General features: G+C 38.6%; 18 protein-coding genes. 10 read left to right on the top strand and 8 right to left on the bottom strand.

Going from position 1 to position 17,178, the window contains the following annotated elements; all coding sequences use genetic code 11:
* The first annotated feature begins 100 nt into the window (after positions 1-100).
* Complete coding sequence (locus ACIQYG_RS11960; protein WP_402838233.1) at positions 101-337, top strand: hypothetical protein; 237 nt, start codon at positions 101-103, stop codon at positions 335-337.
* A 35-nt stretch (positions 338-372) separates the two neighbouring features.
* Positions 373-504: a small, acid-soluble spore protein L gene (gene sspL, locus ACIQYG_RS11955; RefSeq protein WP_034304091.1), complete on the top strand. Its 132-nt coding sequence runs from the start codon at positions 373-375 to the stop codon at positions 502-504.
* 80 nt (positions 505-584) lie between these two features.
* On the opposite strand, the gene ACIQYG_RS11950 is transcribed toward sspL, so the two are convergent.
* Genes ACIQYG_RS11950 through ACIQYG_RS11935 form a run of 4 tightly spaced genes read right to left on the bottom strand, consistent with a single transcriptional unit; the run spans position 585 to position 1,885 of the window.
* Positions 585-926, bottom strand: a complete 342-nt coding sequence (locus tag ACIQYG_RS11950) for an EVE domain-containing protein (RefSeq protein WP_402838231.1) — start codon at positions 924-926, stop codon at positions 585-587.
* Complete coding sequence (locus tag ACIQYG_RS11945) at positions 907-996, bottom strand: hypothetical protein (RefSeq protein ID WP_402838486.1); 90 nt, start codon at positions 994-996, stop codon at positions 907-909. The genes ACIQYG_RS11950 and ACIQYG_RS11945 overlap by 20 nt, the downstream gene beginning before the upstream one ends.
* A 56-nt stretch (positions 997-1,052) precedes the next feature.
* The gene (locus ACIQYG_RS11940) at positions 1,053-1,445 is read right to left on the bottom strand and encodes a rhodanese-like domain-containing protein (RefSeq protein ID WP_402838229.1); all 393 of its coding nucleotides are present in this window, start codon (positions 1,443-1,445) and stop codon (positions 1,053-1,055) included.
* 20 nt (positions 1,446-1,465) lie between these two features.
* A complete protein-coding gene (locus tag ACIQYG_RS11935; RefSeq protein WP_402838227.1) occupies positions 1,466-1,885 on the bottom strand; it encodes a MarR family winged helix-turn-helix transcriptional regulator in 420 nt (139 codons plus the stop codon).
* A 257-nt stretch (positions 1,886-2,142) separates the two neighbouring features.
* On the opposite strand from ACIQYG_RS11935, the gene ACIQYG_RS11930 reads away from it, so the two are divergent.
* Positions 2,143-5,313, top strand: coding sequence for an ATP-binding cassette domain-containing protein (locus tag ACIQYG_RS11930; protein WP_402838225.1), 3,171 nt, complete (start codon positions 2,143-2,145; stop codon positions 5,311-5,313).
* A gap of 393 nt (positions 5,314-5,706) precedes the next feature.
* On the opposite strand, the gene ACIQYG_RS11925 is transcribed toward ACIQYG_RS11930, so the two are convergent.
* Both ACIQYG_RS11925 and ACIQYG_RS11920 read right to left on the bottom strand, forming a co-directional pair.
* Positions 5,707-6,966: an ATP-binding protein gene (locus ACIQYG_RS11925; protein WP_402838223.1), complete on the bottom strand. Its 1,260-nt coding sequence runs from the start codon at positions 6,964-6,966 to the stop codon at positions 5,707-5,709.
* 433 nt (positions 6,967-7,399) lie between these two features.
* Entirely contained in the window at positions 7,400-8,929 is a 1,530-nt protein-coding gene (locus ACIQYG_RS11920) for a serine hydrolase domain-containing protein (protein WP_402838222.1), read from the bottom strand.
* 558 nt (positions 8,930-9,487) lie between these two features.
* Here ACIQYG_RS11920 and ACIQYG_RS11915 point away from each other — a divergent pair.
* The 3 genes from ACIQYG_RS11915 to ACIQYG_RS11905 all read left to right on the top strand — a co-directional run bounded on the left by ACIQYG_RS11915 (position 9,488) and on the right by ACIQYG_RS11905 (position 11,044).
* Entirely contained in the window at positions 9,488-9,946 is a 459-nt protein-coding gene (locus ACIQYG_RS11915) for an SRPBCC family protein (RefSeq protein WP_402838220.1), read from the top strand.
* Positions 9,947-10,061: 115 nt separating this feature from the next.
* Positions 10,062-10,214, top strand: a complete 153-nt coding sequence (locus ACIQYG_RS11910) for a hypothetical protein (RefSeq protein WP_402838219.1) — start codon at positions 10,062-10,064, stop codon at positions 10,212-10,214.
* A gap of 485 nt (positions 10,215-10,699) precedes the next feature.
* Positions 10,700-11,044 (top strand): tRNA-Val4, encoded by a 345-nt coding sequence (locus ACIQYG_RS11905; RefSeq protein ID WP_402838217.1) that lies wholly within the window; start codon positions 10,700-10,702, stop codon positions 11,042-11,044.
* Between the two features lie 551 nt (positions 11,045-11,595).
* Here ACIQYG_RS11905 and ACIQYG_RS11900 read toward each other — a convergent pair.
* On the bottom strand, positions 11,596-12,579 hold the full coding sequence (locus ACIQYG_RS11900; protein ID WP_402838216.1) for an ornithine cyclodeaminase family protein: 984 nt from the start codon (positions 12,577-12,579) through the stop codon (positions 11,596-11,598).
* Positions 12,580-12,613: 34 nt separating this feature from the next.
* Positions 12,614-13,912, bottom strand: coding sequence for an MFS transporter (locus ACIQYG_RS11895; protein ID WP_402838214.1), 1,299 nt, complete (start codon positions 13,910-13,912; stop codon positions 12,614-12,616).
* Positions 13,913-14,076: 164 nt separating this feature from the next.
* On the opposite strand from ACIQYG_RS11895, the gene ACIQYG_RS11890 reads away from it, so the two are divergent.
* The 4 genes from ACIQYG_RS11890 (at position 14,077) to ACIQYG_RS11875 (ending at position 17,069) form a co-directional block, all read left to right on the top strand.
* The gene (locus tag ACIQYG_RS11890; RefSeq protein ID WP_252278432.1) at positions 14,077-14,589 is read left to right on the top strand and encodes a helix-turn-helix domain-containing protein; all 513 of its coding nucleotides are present in this window, start codon (positions 14,077-14,079) and stop codon (positions 14,587-14,589) included.
* Positions 14,590-14,818: 229 nt separating this feature from the next.
* Entirely contained in the window at positions 14,819-15,568 is a 750-nt protein-coding gene (locus tag ACIQYG_RS11885; RefSeq protein ID WP_402838211.1) for a methionine ABC transporter ATP-binding protein, read from the top strand.
* Positions 15,561-16,223 (top strand): methionine ABC transporter permease, encoded by a 663-nt coding sequence (locus ACIQYG_RS11880; RefSeq protein WP_402838209.1) that lies wholly within the window; start codon positions 15,561-15,563, stop codon positions 16,221-16,223. Before ACIQYG_RS11885 ends, ACIQYG_RS11880 begins: the two co-directional genes overlap by 8 nt.
* A gap of 18 nt (positions 16,224-16,241) precedes the next feature.
* Positions 16,242-17,069, top strand: a complete 828-nt coding sequence (locus ACIQYG_RS11875) for a MetQ/NlpA family ABC transporter substrate-binding protein (protein WP_402838207.1) — start codon at positions 16,242-16,244, stop codon at positions 17,067-17,069.
* Positions 17,070-17,178: the final 109 nt, after the last annotated feature.

Raw genomic sequence — 17,178 nt, 5'->3', positions numbered from 1 at the left:
TGAATGGGGTAATTATTAGTGCTTCCTTTTTTCTCCTTTCATTTTATTGCTCTTTTATCAAATACTATAAAAGAAAATCTTTAGAAAAGGAGGAGATGAATTGGCTAACGAGAAAGAAAACAAATCCGTAAGAATTGATGGCGTGGAAACGGGAGCAAATCAAGCAACTGGTGAATCAACAACTCAATCAGTTAATGATGGTCATTATCATTATCCAGGACCCATGGAAGAAGGCTATAGTGGGAATACCGGAAGAGCAGTACAGCCTGCCGGGAAAAAAGATCCTGATGTTCCTCAGAACAAAGACACATTTAATTACACCCGTAATTTAAAGTAGATCCGTCCAACATCATATACTTGGAGGTGAAGGAAATGAGCAAAAAGACAGGAAGAGGCCGCATCGCACCAAGTGTTAACCCGCAGGGACATGGAAAAGATGTGGAATTCTCCACAGAGCCAAAAAGCGATCTTGAAAACAAGGCAAAAAAGTCCAATACAAAATAAGCGTATTGGATAAAAATGTGGTCATACTTTATAGGAATGCCCTTCTCTTATCGAGAGGGGCTTTATGCTATATAGCTGTGTCAGGGAAGCACAGGGCTGTTTAGATTAGTGCTTTTAACTTCCACCATTTTTTCTGCAAGTAGTTTAAAATCTTTTTCACTTATCTCAAAATGGCCAAATCGAAAAGGATAACCCCAACGCTTCTTATTTTTAATGAAGGCGAGGTGTGGGATTAATGGTTGAATCGATGTTTCTGTACAATTGATGAAATCTATATTTCTTCGGAATGGCATGAAACCATTTCCCATATCAATCTGAAAAACATCATCATCGATAACCTTACCTAAAGCAGTGAATTTTTGAAGAACAGTACTTTGCTTAAGACTTACCTTAGAAGAGTAATTAAATGATCCAATCTCCATTTTTCATCTTTTTTAAAGGAGCCTCTTTACCGTGACAAAGTTGGGCGAATCCACCATCGATACCCTTCATTACATGGTCGCGAGAAGCAACTCCAATCCAATACCTTGTATTGTTTTGCACTTGAGTCAGCACCCGCAATTATCATTTATGTTTGAATCTTGGGTTGATTTTGAAACAGGAAAGTTCATCTCCTGCCACGCCGCAATACCTCCGGTCAACTCTTTAACGTTATAACCTCGTTCCAATAAAACCTTTGCCACTTTGGCAGCAGTATTGCACCAGACATCCCAGCAATAAACAATGATTTCCTTTTCTTTTGGTATTTCATTTAAACGATCTGGTAATTCTAGTTCAGGGATAACATTAGCATCCTTAATGGTTAAACTTCTTAAATGAATGGGACCGTTTCTTACATCGATTAAGAAGTATTTCTCGGGGTCCATTTGCTTGGATCTCAAATAATCCATAGGGCTTATTGTTGCTTGAAGACGTGCGTTAAAATAATCAAGTGCATTCATATTTTATTACCTCCTGTTTTCTATAGTGACCTCCAAATTTTAACGAGAAAATCTTTAAGCAATTGTCTTTCTTGCTCATTTAAAGGGGTTAAAACTTCTGTTTCTATATTGGTTAAAAATTCCCAGCGCGAATCCAATACATCTTTACCTTTTTCAGTAATCAGAAGGCTATAGGATCTTCTATCAGTCGGATTCTTTGTCCGCTCAACAAATCCTAAAGTTTCCATATGATCAATATGACTCACCATAGTTGTTCGGTCGATTTGCAGGTTTTCAGAAATATCTTTTTGTGATGAGTAAGGGTTTTCCATAATGAATAAAAGCACTCCATATTGTCTTGCGTTAATATTAAATGGGATAAGTCCTTCAGCGAATTTACTTTCCATTTGCTGCAAAACCTTTCCAAGCAAAAAACCATAAGATTGATTCCACTTATTCAATTAAATTTTCACCTCCAATGATAATCAGTTAATAATATAGTCAGTTTAACTGATTAATTTCCAGAAAACAAGTGGTTAAATATTAATCGTGTTTGTATATTTCAGCCGTTTTTATTTTATCGCTGAATAATGGGTTTTTAGATGAGCGGAATGTGAAAGAATGGAAGGGTGGGGTTACCGTTTAAAAAAATACCAAATACATATATCGCTGTGCTAATATGAAAGACTGAGCTTAATAAAATGGAGAGGAGTTACAAATGAAAATAAACCGATTAATAGCGAACAATATAAACCATTTAGATTCATCACTGCCTGACGACCAATCATTAGGAATTGCTGGTTTATCAGGTTCCGGGAAGACGACTTTTTGTCAAACCATTGGTGAAGAATCCAAGAAGCGTCTCGTTTCCTTATTGCCTAAGTCTGAATATCAGTATTTATTTCCTAATATTATGGAAACCAATTTCAGCGCCATCAAGATGGAGGAAATGCCGCTGGTCCTTTTTCTCGGCAAATCATCCATTTCAGCCAATCCCCGTTCGACCATTGGCACACATACTGGTGTGTTTAAAGAGATTCGTGTTTGTCTTGCAGAAAAATTCAATCTTTCTCCGGAAGTTTTTTCATTTAATAATGCCTTAGGCTGGTGCCCCGCTTGTAAAGGACGCGGTACGACGAAAAACGTCGAATGTCCAAAGTGTGAGGGGAAGCGCTACAATCAAGAAGTCGAGCAATATACCATTGAATTATTAGACCGCCCGCATACTATATCCGATATCAACAACTTAAGCATCGAAACGATCCTTTCACTCGCAGAGACCTTACATATAAGTGAAGCTAAACAGCATATTCTCCAAAATATAATCAATATGAATATTGGTTATTTAGGCTTGAACCGTATTATGGGGACAGTGTCAGGGGGAGAATTAACCCGGCTTTATTTGGCCGAATTCATGGCAACAAGTGAAAATACCGTGATCATCATTGATGAAATCTCCGTCGGTCTTGATCACCAAACCCTTTTGAAAATTTTGGAACAGATTAAGCAATTAGGTTATAAAAATCAAATTTGGCTCATTGATCACTCAGACACGGTGCTGGATAGCACAGATGACCAATTGTTCTTTGGACCTGGCAGCGGGAAATATGGCGGGAAAATCGTTGAGGAATCACCGCGTCCCAAACCAATCAGCTGGAAACGAAATGAAGCAGCTCCATCGGAATACTATCAATTTCAGGATCTTTACTGCCGTAATATTCAAATGGAAGAAATCCGGATTCCCAAGAATAGACTCGTTACCTTTACGGGTGAGTCAGGCTGCGGTAAATCTACACTAGTCAATGAATGCATCTCCAAAGATTTTCAGAAGCGGTATCCAAAGGATAAACTGGTCATGGTCGGGCAGGACCGAAACAAATCGATCACCAGCCGGTCAACCGTTGCGACGTTTCTTGATATTAAAAAGAAACTAACCAAATACAGTGATGAAATTGATGATATTTTTCTGCGTTCGATCGAAGATATCATTGAAGAATTGCCAAAAGAAGACATCGCACATAAACGCTTGAGCTTATTGATCAAACTTGGGCTTGGTTATTTGACGTTAGAAAGAAAAACACAAACACTATCGACGGGTGAATTTCAGTGTGTCCACTTAGTTTCCGAGCTGTTTGCGAAGACAAGAAACCCGCACACGCTGTTCATTTTTGACGAGCCTTCAAAAGGGTTATCGCAAAACATTTTAAACCAATTCATTGACAGTGTCAGGGTCATACTAGAGGATGAATCCGTCTCCATCATCATGATTGAACATAATGCCTATATGCTGGAGAGCTCGGATTATATCGTGGATTTTGGTAAAAGGCAGCTAACACCTGTCCAGCATCTTGACGTTGTCAGTCATGATGATTATTACCGTCACAAAGACAGTCACGATCGAGCGGAGCCATTGCATATCTCTTCGAAGCTCCGGTCAAAAACTGGTATCAATTATTTACAGGAAAATCATCTGGACTATTTCAAAAAGGCAGAGAACGTCTATAAGGGCGGCATTTTAAAAAGCTTATCACCAATCGCTCGTGTGATTTATGGGGAGTACGAGTCAGACACGATCGCACCTGTCATCGCCATCGATCTTGAACGGCACTTGTACAGTCAATATACGTTTCTTTATGAACTGGGCGGAATGATCAACCATATAGTGGCTGCACATCCGACCAATAAAGATACAAGAAGCTTCGATTTCTATTCTGCGGAAAATCATTGTCCAAGCTGTTCGGGACGCAGGGTCATTGAAAAATTTGACTTTGATGTAGTCATTCAAGACAAAAACGTGCCATTCTGGGATGGTTTATTACATCCAGACGTGATGGAAGTATTAAAATATTATCAACATTCAAAACTGCAATTCCTGTTTGATGAGATCAAGAATGAACTCGGTCACGACATGAGTAAAAGCTATAATGAGATGACAGATGCCGAAAAGCATACATTCTTATATGGGTATTGGGAAAAGTCCTTTTACGATAAAGCAGGCAAGGCATCGCGAATTTGGGAAGGATTCAATTTCATCATTGGGCGTTATATCTTCGTATCGAAATCAATCATTAAAGAGCAGATGAAAGAAACAAAAGAAATGATCGACTGTCCAGTCTGTCAAGGAACGGTTCTCAAACATCATAAAAAGCTGATGTTTGGTGATACGGACATTCGCGAGATCATCCAACAGCCAATTGATCAAGTCATCAAAATTGTAGGAAAGCTGCCGGAACTGGAAAAACTAAAAGCGATTGTGGGCGGCGATATCGCACTCACTGATGATGTCTCATTCCTTCCTCGGGAAACACAAGCGGCGTTGAAAATGCTCGAACTCGAACTGGCAAGCTTCATCGGCTATGAAGTGGTTCTTCAAAATACCCAACCGTTCTGGGGCAGCATTAAAGGCAATATCGAAGCAATAAGCAGCAAAAATCAGATCACCATCTGTGACTTTGCCAATATTAACGAAACAAGAGAAACCATTATTGATAAATATTTCACCAATGGCAAATACAAAAAACTAACCTATGTCTATGAAGCATTCGGCTACAAAAAAATCGTTACCCAAATCAATAAAATTAAAGCAAGTCATAAATGCCCATTCTGTAATGGAAAGAAAGTCATTTCAGAAGACAACATCCATGACGGTGTGTATAAATTAACGATCCCTTGTGTGAGCTGTCATGCCAGTGGCATCGATGATGAAGGCCGTAAAGAAATCGTCGAAAACATTGACGTCCAGACATGGCTGACAGGGAAAGTAAAAGATGTCGTCCCTGAAAGTGAACGTACCGAGGCCGTTGCCGATATCCCCATTTTCGCCCGGATACGTGAATTGAACAAACGAGACATGATGGCGGTTTATCAATGCCTTGACCAGAAAAAATAAAGTAAAAAGTCCGCCGATAATGGCAAATAACTGGATTAATACTTGGTGTCCCACCTCTTAAAAACATATCTTTCAACAAATCAGAAATGAAAGAGATCAATGAATGCTTCCATTTTCCGAATTAAAAAGTTAAAACAAAGTTGATTGGAACGGAAGGTGCGAGACTCCTGCGGGAAAACGTGTCCAAGGGAGACCCCGCAGGCGCATAGGCGCCGAGGAGGCTCCCGGACCGCCCGCGGAAAGCGAGTGCCTGGAGTGGAAAGCAACGACTACAAAAGAAAGGGAGCGGATTTCTGAAATCAACTGAACATATTAAATAAAAAACTGCAGGCAAACCGAGTTTTCATCAAGTTTGTCTACAGTCTGAAGCCCGCCGATAATGGCGGGCTTTTTTTAATAACCTTCTTGATAAACGGGAAGTGTTATTGAAATCGTTGTTCCCTTATTCAAAGCGCTAGTTATATGAAGTGTACCATTCATCGTTTGGATGGTCTTGACAGCTACCATTGATCCCAACCCTGTCCCTTTTTCTTTGGAACTGTAATAAGGCTCGCCAAAACGATTAATTTGTTCTTTGTTCATTCCCACTCCATTGTCACTGATTTCGATAATGATGTCTAAATTATTAACATAAGAAACAATACTAAGTTCCCCACCGTTTGGCATCGCCTCTATACCATTTTTAATGAGGTTTAGGAAGCATTGCTTGAAATGTTGAATATTCCCCCGGGTAAGGGCTGGAGCCAACTGTTCAGATATCGTAACTAAATTCATGCTGGCCAATGGTTTGATCATTTCAATTACATAACCTATTTCACGGTTAATTGAAATACTATCCACTTTCTCAAGTGCAGGTTTTGCAAATGCTAAGTATTCACTAATAATGGATTCTGCACTATTAAGCTCCCTGACAACATGCTCTATATATTGTTCTTTTACTTCCTGAGTCAGATCAGGAGTCTTTAGCAGTTGAACAAATCCTTTCACAACCGTTAAAGGATTTCTAACTTCATGTGAAATGCTGGCTGCAAGCTGGCTGACTACCTCCATTTTTTCAAGCCTTATCATTTGTGTCCGAATTAAAATGGCATCCTTTAAAATTTCCATGATATAAACAGCTAAACCAATAATGAAAGGAGGGAGGATGATAAAGTAAAATACATACGCCTCCGTTATTTGAAAATAATCAGACATAACGAGTGAAATGAAGCTCGTTAGTATTCCAAGAAATAAAATTAATAGTATCGAGCTATTAAGCTTATTTTTTCTATTAAAAGAATTGAATTTTGAAGAAAATAGAGCCGTTATAATAAATATTACGATATATACAATTACCGTAAGTAAATTGAAACCATAAAAAGCAAACCTAAAAGTTAATATGATGACTAACAGGGCAGCCCCTACAGGCCAACCACCATAAAGTGTCCCGATTATAAAAGGGATTTGCCGGAGATCGTGGACACAATATTCATCGATATAAATAGGAAACTTCATACATAATATAATAGGAATGCTCATGCATGCAGTGATAAGGGTCCTGACATACTGACTCAATCTTTTGCCATGATCTAATAAAATGTAATAAATCAAAATACTTACTAAGATATAAAAAAGATTATCTAATATGTTTTGATTAATATAAATAAAATTCATAGGATTCTCCTGAAAAAGTAACCGTTTGGTTTATTATACAAGAATAACACCAAAAAAGAGAATCATAATAAAGTAATTTTTTTACAGAAAGACATTTGAATTTAAAAGAGTTGGTTAAAACTCCTCTTTAAGAAAATGTATTTATTTAGAAAGTATAGTCGATTAGAGTGACTTATGTGGATTGGTTTGCACATCTAATTTAAAAACCCATCTACATTTACATGAGAAGGTTAGCTGGGTTTCTTATATTTACATCCAATCATTTATAGAGCTATTCGGATCTGCCTAGCAAAAAAGCGGCTGCTCATTGTTCAATAATCACGCTCTTTAATGGGAAAGCGTTCAAAAAGCAGGAATCCTGAGTAAGGACACACTTGTTGGGTGAAGTGAGAGACTTAGGCTGCATTTTTAATACAAATCGATCAACATATTGTTAAAATTGTTTTATCGAGATTTGTTTCTTATTTAATTCAATATTATTTTTTGTAAAAATAAGTAATAGCCCAAACAAATAATAAATGATACTCGTCGCTAGGACACTATAAAATAACACAGTGATCGTAGTTGGGGCCCACACTTTTATAAATGCCCATGGAAATCCATCAAATAAAATTTCCGGGAACATGATTGTGAGAGTCAAAATTGCAGCTGAAATCAACGTATGAAAGGATAATAGTAAGGTTCTCTTTACGTTTAATGATGTCCTAATACGTTGTTTTCTAACTAGCTTCCTCATTACTCTTAAGGATAGTATGATAAAAAATAAACCAAAACAGCCGACTGCAATACAGAGGATGGTCAAGAATCTATCCAACTTTTGATATCTATCTGAATGATTATTAGTAACATTGTTTCCTTCCCATAGATTCATAACACCTTGACCTATGGCTGTCGTAAAGCTCGTATTCATATTGGACAGAATTGCTACCCCCAATTGTTCATCGGGCTGCAAGATGAAATAAGAGGAAAATGTTGGGTTATCTCCGGCATGTAATAGATATTGTTTTTCGTCTTTTTTCATAACTGCCCATCCACTGGCATAGTAGGTGCCCTTATCAAAAGGCTCCACTGACTGATCAGGGATATGCAATTCTTGAATGAGCTGCTTGTCGATCGCATTGCTCCGAGAGTTTCCTAATTGTAGTTTCATCCATTTCGCTATATCATTCGTATTGCTGATAATATATCCAGCTGGTACATTCCCCCGATAAATGGGAGGTGTGTATGGCTGCGCTCTCATAAAACCTATTTTATAGCCGGAAGCCATCTCAGAGGACTGAACTTGTTGTAGCCCAACGAACGAGTCTTTCATACCAATCGGCTCTAATATCTGCTTTTTCATATACATTTCATATGGTTGCTTCGTTACGACCTCGATAACGAGCCCTAGTACATCATAATTGATTGTAGCATATTCAAAAGAGCTGCCTGGCTTTCGATTTAATTGCTGATTCAGCAATGTCCTTACGTTTAACTCAAGAGCGTTATGTGCATTACTTTCAGGAATTTGTGCTATAGAATTAGATGCTATCCCGCTGGTATGATGAAGAAGTTGATTTATAGTAATCGTTTGGGGCTCTCCATTATTTCTTAGCCTCAACCATGGGATATACTTCCGGACATCATCAGATCGCTTTAACATCCCGTCCTTTTCCAATTGCAGAATGGCTAGACCAGTAAAGGCTTTCGTTGTCGATCCAATTTCAAATAATGTATTAGAAATAACGGGTGTTTTCTCCTTTACATCAGCATACCCGAATCCTTTTTGATAAACCGTTTTCCCCTTTTCTACAATAACTATTGATATCCCTGGAATTTTACTGATTTTTTTTTGCTGTTCAACAAACTGTCCGATCTTTCGAATTTTTTCACTTGTGTCGGCGTTAGCTATATCCGGTGTAAAACCACTAGCCGCCAGAATAATTACAATCATTAACAAACACATTTTTACTGATGTTTTCATAACCGATTCCCCTTGGTCAAATTTTGTTTTTTATGTAGCTATTGCTGCCACATGGAAGTAATACGTTTGCATATCATGCTGCTATTAGATTAGACAGTGACAATCCCTTCCATTTAAGTAAATATGTTCTGAATAACGTTTAGTATAGCGGGCAATAATTACCGAAACCATCGATTTATATAACAAAATTACGCGTCGAAATGACAAAGTTGTCACAGTTCGTGCATGTCTTAATCTGCTTTGTTGCCAAGGAGGCGTATCCCATGTGGTTGTAAAGTGATTGTAAACGTCGTACTAAACTCCGACGATACAGACGGTTCATGACCGATGTGACTGCACACTTGTTTCGCTAAATACAGTCCTATTCCCCCAGCACCGCGATTTAATTAGTAGGGTGAGTGAAGCAATGCCTTTTTGAATTATCGCCTTAAGTGACATACTAAGGGCAAGGACATTCCATTCCCTCATATCCTTGATAATTCAAATTAATTAATGATTTGCTTTGAAATTTGGTTTTACATAATAAAGGAAATATAATATAGGTAGAGGTGATTTTCATTGAAAAAATGGACAAGAGACATAGAAATAAACGCACCAATTGAACAGGTATGGAAGTTTCTTGATGGTTCAGTAGAAAATATGCAAAAAATCATGCCTCAAGTAGTTGAACAAAAGCCGGTTAAAATAACGGAAGAAGTGGTTGGAAGCGTATATCGCCAAAAATATAGAGAAGGAAAACGAACAGAAGAGTATGATATAGAAACATTAGAGTATTTGAATGAAACTAATGAGAAAAAATTAAAAGTAGGCTTCATACTTGCAAAAATGTTTGAAATTACAGCTTTTTACGAACTAAATAAAATCAATGACAATAGAACTTCCTTTACATATACAGTCACCAGTCGCCCATTAAAGTGGTTTTTGAAATTACTTTTATTATTTGCTACCGATAAAGTGGTCGTTGAATTTTTAGAACGTGTCAAGAAGGTAGCTGAAGCAGAAACAAGTGGATCATGAATGAATTAAGTCAATCTTCCGCAATCGAAAGAACAACACAGATAGAAAATGATCCATTTTTTTTCAAGATGGATTCTTTTTTATTTGTCGTAAAAGATTGGGGTGTTGGAGATTTTTGGCTGAACTTACAGGTGCTTACCCCAAAAAGGGAGTTGCTTCGGACGTTATTTTTCTAATGGAGCCACTTAACGACGTTTTAAGGAATACGAGAATAATAGGTTATGGTATCGGAGTAGGAGTAAAGGTAGGATTAGAAGAAGATAAGTAATTCTAAAAAACAGTGGTTAAAACAATATAAAAATTAGGTGGTTTTGATATCATTGTCGACAAATAAAGAGAGTTTTAAGAAGGCTTTAAATTTCGGATTATTATTTTATGCGATATTCGTGGGGGTAAGTGGAACAATATCCTTTGCAGTTCTATTATTTTGGGTTGTCCCAAAAGAACAACTATCAACAATATTAGTACCTTTACTTTTCATAGCTTTATTTCTCTATGGTTCTTGTACCATATCTATACTTATTCGTTCAAAAATCAATAAAAAATGAGTGATTATTAGTTAAAACTTTTACCAATATAAAAGGTAATTGATAGTGGCTAAATTTGATTATATAAAAAATAGTAATCATAGTTTTTTTCTTCAATGCATCTGATCTCTCATGAGTATTTGGTTTAATTAATGTTATTGATTTTTTGTTTAAAACCAGATGGTACCATTGTTATTGCCTATCCAATTTGTGAAGGAGGTTGAGTATGAAATATGCATACGAGTTTTATAGAGATCATTTAGATATGCTGAGAATAAAATTACCAGGTGAGATAGAATTGTTCGCTGATTTTATTGAAGACATACCTACTGAGCAAAAAGCAGATGAGTATATTAAAAAGGTTGAAAATGTTTTAAATGGTTTATATCAAGATTTTGATATTCAACTAAACGCCACAAGTGTGCTAATAAAAAAAGATATGACAGTCCTTGAACACCTTTTTACATATGAAGAGCATTATGAAAATGAAATGGAGACAGAACAATTTAAAGAACTCATTTTAATATGGAAAGGTAAAATCCTAGATAGATTCCAGAGAAATAAGAATTGAATATTTGAATATTCGTTGAGATAAAGTAAACCACTAAACCTTAAATAAGCATAATGTGTATAAGTGAAAATGGATGAATTAATAAACGGACACGCTCCGAAATGTTAGTTTTCGGAAGTTTGGGGTTTTTAGAGCTTTCTTTATTAACTTATTCTAATATATTCCTTACTTTGGCAGTAGCTCTTGGAAAAAAAGCTAATAATTCAGGGGGGGGTAAATCAAAGGTTTATTGGGGTTTAATAGGAAATAAACATCTAGAATGAACCATTATCTGATCGGCAATCTCAAATGACTATAATACTCTTATTAGAAGGCTAACTATAATCTAGAATGGGGCACTTCATCTTTACCAGATGGTCTTAGATTAAAGTAGGTGGGTTTATGATGCCAATAAAAAAAGCGACCATGATAAAGACTTGATCGCTTGTGAAAGATAAGGATTATTCAAAAGACCCTTCCGAAAGAAGGATCTCTTAATTTAAAGATGAAATGTTACTGCAAGCTTGAACGTATCTTGTTTCGGCAATGATAGCAAAATGTATGGGCTTTTGTTATACCTCAATCTCCAGCCCGATGTTCCGTTCTTTCGATTGGCGGTAAACACCTTTTGCCACAGCGAGGTCAAAGTAAGCGGCACCGACTGATTTGAAGAAGGTAATTTCCTCTTCATTTTCCCTGCCTGTTTTGGTCCGCATGACAAGTTCAAAAAGTTCCCCGTGTATATCATTAAACGACCAATTTCCCTGATTTGCTGCAGAAATGAGTTCTCCTGCTTCATCCTTCACGCCCGTCAAATCGTCGACGATAACTTTAGCAGCGCGTGAAACCGTGGTATTATCCACTTCTTTCATATCCGGTAAGTAAGACCCGACCCCGTTAATGTGTGTGCCCGGCTTTAAATCCTGTCCATTAAATACAGGCTCGTTCGAGCGGGTTGCACAGCAAATGATATCTGCTTGACGAACAGCTGCTGAAACATCTTCGCAAACTTCAAAAGGAACGGTTACTCCGAATGCCCGCAGCTTTTCACCGAATTTCTGTGCTTTCTCTGGTGTGCGATTTACTAATAAAATACGCTCAATGTCCCTTACGGCCAACACACCAATTGCTTGTTCAAATCCCATAGCCCCTGTACCGATGATCGTGAGAACCCGGGCGTCTTTACGAGCAAGAAAGTCTGTGGCAATGCCGCTCAATGCCCCCGTTCTGAGACGTGTTAAATAGGAGGCATTCAACAGTGCTAAATGTTCGCCATTTTCTGCATCTGACAGCAAGATGACTCCTTGTGTGGTTGCCATCCCCCTTGAAGGATTCTTTGGAAAAATGGTAACGACTTTGACCGCCGAAACCTCTTCAGATAAATCAGCGCTTGGCATGTAAAGTGCCGATGCCTCGTGTTGAGGAAAATCAAGCACTGTGCGATGAGGGTTGTCTATGCTTTGAGCACCATGTGCACGTAATACGGCCTTTACATCCGCAATTGCGTCTTTCATTCCATATGATTGTTGAATTTCCTTCTCACTTATAACCAACATTCAATTGTCCTCCTTGAAGTAAAAGAACCATAGATTACATGGCACTAGTATTATGCGTTTCGTCTAATTTCTGATTGCTGCGATCCGTAACTGCCCATATCGCCGCTAGGGAAAGGACAGATGCAAAAATAATATAAATGGCGACAGGAACATAGGAGTTATTAAACCTATTAAGTAAAGCCGTTGCAACTAGCGGCGCTGTTCCTCCTGCCAGAGCTGCTCCGATTTGATATCCAAGCGTGATGCCGGTATAACGAATCCTTGCATCGAAAATTTCCGAGAACATCGTTCCAAGAACAGCTGTGATGGGGGCCCAAATAACCCCTAAACCTATGACTGTTGCAACGATTAATAGCAGTACCGATTTTTGCTGCAGCAGCCAGAAGTATGGGAATGCAAACAGTGCCATCCCAATCGTTCCGCCTATAAACAGCTTTTTGCGGCCAATCTTATCAGATAACATCCCCATGAATGGTATTAAAATTGTCGTTATAATTGTTGCAATCATGACTGCAGTCAATGTAGCTGTCCGGGAGAAACCGAGATTTGCAGTAGCATATGATACGACAAACGTACTAAAAATATAAAATGGAGCTGTTTCTACCACTTTAGCTCCCACGGCGATAAGGACTTCACGCCAATAATTCTTAAGAGTTTCCACAATCGGCAGCTTTGGAACTTCTCCGGATTCCTTCACTTTTTTGAAAGACGGTGTTTCATCAATTCCTTTACGAATCCATAGGCCGAAAAATACAAGGAAAGCACTAAAAATGAATGGTATACGCCATCCCCAAGTCATGAATGCGTTTTCAGGCAACAGTGTCATAATAGATAAGGCAACGGTTCCAAGCAGCATTCCTATCGTAACACCCATCTGAGGAATGGCTCCGAACAAGCCCCGTTTCTCAGCGGGAGCATATTCAACGGCCAATAATAGCGCGCCACCCCATTCACCGCCAATTCCCAGACCTTGTACTAATCGCAACGTGATTAATAAAATCGGCGCCCAAATCCCAACGGCTTGATACGTGGGAAGAAGTCCCATCCCAAATGTGGCGATCCCCATTAAACTAAGTGTTATAACAAGTGTTTTCTTTCTCCCGATACGATCGCCAATATGGCTGAAGATCACCCCGCCAAAAGGGCGGATGAAGAATGCTAACGCAAAGGATGCATAGGAAAGCAACAGCCCTATTGTCGGATCCTCATTCACGAAGAATAGCTGATTAAACACGAGAGCTGCAACGGTCCCATATAAAAAATAGTCAAACCACTCAATTGAACTTCCGACTAAACTCGCAATTAAAATTCGCCGCATTTGTTTCTTCTCCATCTTGAGTCACCCCGTTAAAATTGAAGTGTCACTTCAATTTATTATTTCCTTTATTGTAAATAATTTAAAATTTTCTGTCAATTATTTTATTAATGACGGAGCATTCATCAAAATTTGTACTGTATAATGTAGCTAGATACTATGTAAAAAAAGGGGGCATCTCCATGCCTTTTGATTCAATCGGGGAAAAAATGAAATCATTGAGGAAAGAGCGAAAACTAACATTAAAGAGCCTTGCTGAACAAACAGGCGTTTCGATCAGCTTTTTATCACAAGTGGAACGGGGTAAATCAAGCGTCACGTTAGAGTCATTAAAAAAAATCGCTGATACATTGGATGTCAGCCCAAGTTTCTTTTTTTCAGAGGACCGCTCCCAAGAAAATTCAGATTATAATCATGAACAATTTCACTATCAGAATTTATCCAGCGGCATTCGTGATGCTGTTTTTTCGCCTATTCTCGTCACCTTAAAGCCAGGTGAAAATAAAGGAAGCGCCTTTTCCCATAGCGGACATGAATTCTTGTTCATTATCGAAGGGAAGTTAACAGTGGAAATAGAGGGAGAAAGAATGGAACTCCATGAACAGCAGTCATTCATGTTCGATGCCAGAAAAGCCCATTACTGGTTTAACTTCTCGGATCAAATTGTCCGGTTTCTGGTGGTGTCGTCGAAATAACGTCACGGTGTTCTGGAATGAAAGTATATCCAGTTAACGAAACATGTCGTACAAAAGGATAGATGTAACAGGTATTCCTCACTGTTCATCTATCCTTTCTAACTGTTAATTTGTGTCTTTGCATTAGATCCTCATTAGTTGATAAAATGATTTATCAGCTGTGTTTCTTTGATAAAACGATAATGATGAGCGCTATGCTTACCTTTCAACAAATAGAAAGTGGGATTTTATGATTAACCTGCATCAAGTGAGTAAAAAATTTTCACAGTTTCAGGCAATTAAGTCTGTTACCTTAAGAATACCTAAAGGTGAAATTCATGGAATAATCGGAGCAAGCGGAGCAGGGAAATCAACGCTGCTGCGGCTAATGAATTTGTTGGAGATCCCAGACGCGGGCGAAGTGGAGGTAAACGGCCAAAGATTGACCACATTGAACAATAAAGCACTTCGTGGGGCACGGAAGTCGATTGGCATGATCTTTCAGCATTTTAATCTTGTGGCAAATAAAACCGTTCATGACAATGTGGCAGCCTCTTTAGAGCTGGCAAATTATCCAAAGAAGGAACGTCGGAGCCGTGTTGCAGAGTGTCTTCAATTTGTCGGGTTGGAGGGTGAGATGGAGAGATATCCTGCACAATTAAGCGGGGGACAAAAGCAACGTGTTGCCATTGCTAGGGCGTTGGCAAATAACCCGCAAGTGTTATTATGTGATGAACCGACCTCTTCCCTTGATCCAAATACAACGGCTGAAATATTAGACGTGCTGGAGAACATAAACAAACGCTTCGGTGTGACGATTGTCATTGTTAGTCATGAACTGGATGTCATTAAAAGTATATGCAATCGTGTATCGATCATGGCAGATGGAGAGATTTATGACACGGTCTTAATCGAACCAACCGGGATTCAAAAAAAGGATAATCGTCCAGAATACTTTATCGAACAATTAGCAGAGAATGGTGGGCTAGGTCATGCCTGAGATTTTAGTTCAATATGAGGCAGAAATTTGGCAGTCAATTGGAGAAACCATTACCATGGTTGGTGTGTCCATTTTAGCTGCGATTTTGATTGGATTGCCTGTCGGGACCTTGCTATTTCTTTGTAGGAAGGGTCATTTGCTTGAAAATCCGTGGGCGTTCTCGATTTTAAATTTACTTGTCAATATTACCCGTTCCTTCCCATTTTTATTATTGGTTGTTTTTTTAATCCCCTTTACAAGGCTCATAATCGGCACAGCCATTGGTACAGCAGCTGCTTGCGTTCCATTAGCGATCATCGCCATTGCCCATTATTCGAGATTGGTCGAGCAATCTTTATTGGATGTGCCAAAGAGTGTGATCGAGGCAGCCATTTCCATGGGGGCTTCCGTTAAGGATGTCATATTTAAATTTCTTTACGTGGAGGCTCGTTCAGGGCTTGTCCTCGGATTAACAACATCGATTATCAGCTTTATTTCCTATTCAACGATCATGGGAGTGGTCGGAGGCGGAGGTATCGGCGACTTTGCCATCAGGTATGGCTATCAGCAGTTTAAAACAGAACTAATGATTTATATGATTATCATTATGATCATTCTAGTACAGCTTATCCAATTCATTGGCACGGCTGTAGCCAGAATGATGGATAAAAGATAAATAATGGAGGGAAACATCATGAAAAAAATACTCTTTCTCATGACAGCAATCATGTTGCTTTTAGTCGGATGTGGAAAGACGAATGAAGTAAAAGAGAAAGAAAATGCGCAGAATCAGGAGAAGGAAGAGGTAACATTGAAAGTGGCCTCACTCATTCCCCCAATGACGGAAATCCTTGAGCTTGTTAAACCAAAGCTGGCAGAGGAGGGCATTAAACTGGAAATGGTTGTATTAAGCGATAATGTGCAGCCTAACACCGCACTAGCGGCAAAAGAAGTGGATGTGAACTTCTTCCAACACGTTCCATATATGGAGGAATTCAATCGAAACAAAAATGCCGAGTTAGTACCCGTGAAACCGATTTATTTTGCCAATTATGGTGTGTATTCCAAAGAATACGATTCAATGGATAAATTGCCAGAGGGTGCCGTTATTGCCATTGCAAATGACGTTTCGAATATCGATCGTTCATTGGCATTGCTGGCACAGCATAAAGTCATTACTTTAAAGGAAAAAAAGGGTCCATACTATACAATGTCTGATATTACTGATAACCCTAAAAACTATAAGTTCAAAGAAGTGGATTTATTAATGCTAGCGAGAACGTACGATGAAGCAGATGCGATCGTGATAACACCTGCTTACGCTGCACCGCTTGGTTTGACACCAAAAAATGACGCCCTTCTCACAGAAGGTGTTGAAAATGACTTTGCGATTACATTAGTGGCACGCAAGGATAACGTGGATTCTGAGCCAGTCCAAAAGTTGGCCAAGGCCATGACAAGCCCGGAGGTACGCAAATTTTTAGAAGAGAAATATAGTGAAACGGCCATACCGGCATTTTAATTTTGATACAAAGAAAGGGCTATTCCTTCAAACAGGAATAGCCCTTATTTACTTGTCTGTTTAACTTTGTGATCGTCCATCGTCCAGCTACTATTAAAAATACTGTCCA

It is taken from the genome of Peribacillus sp. NPDC096622, from assembly GCF_044762665.1.
GTDB classification, from domain to species: domain Bacteria; phylum Bacillota; class Bacilli; order Bacillales; family DSM-1321; genus Peribacillus; species Peribacillus frigoritolerans_B.
Note: the sequence above shows the minus strand (reverse complement) of the source record. Positions and strands in the feature narration are given on the sequence as shown.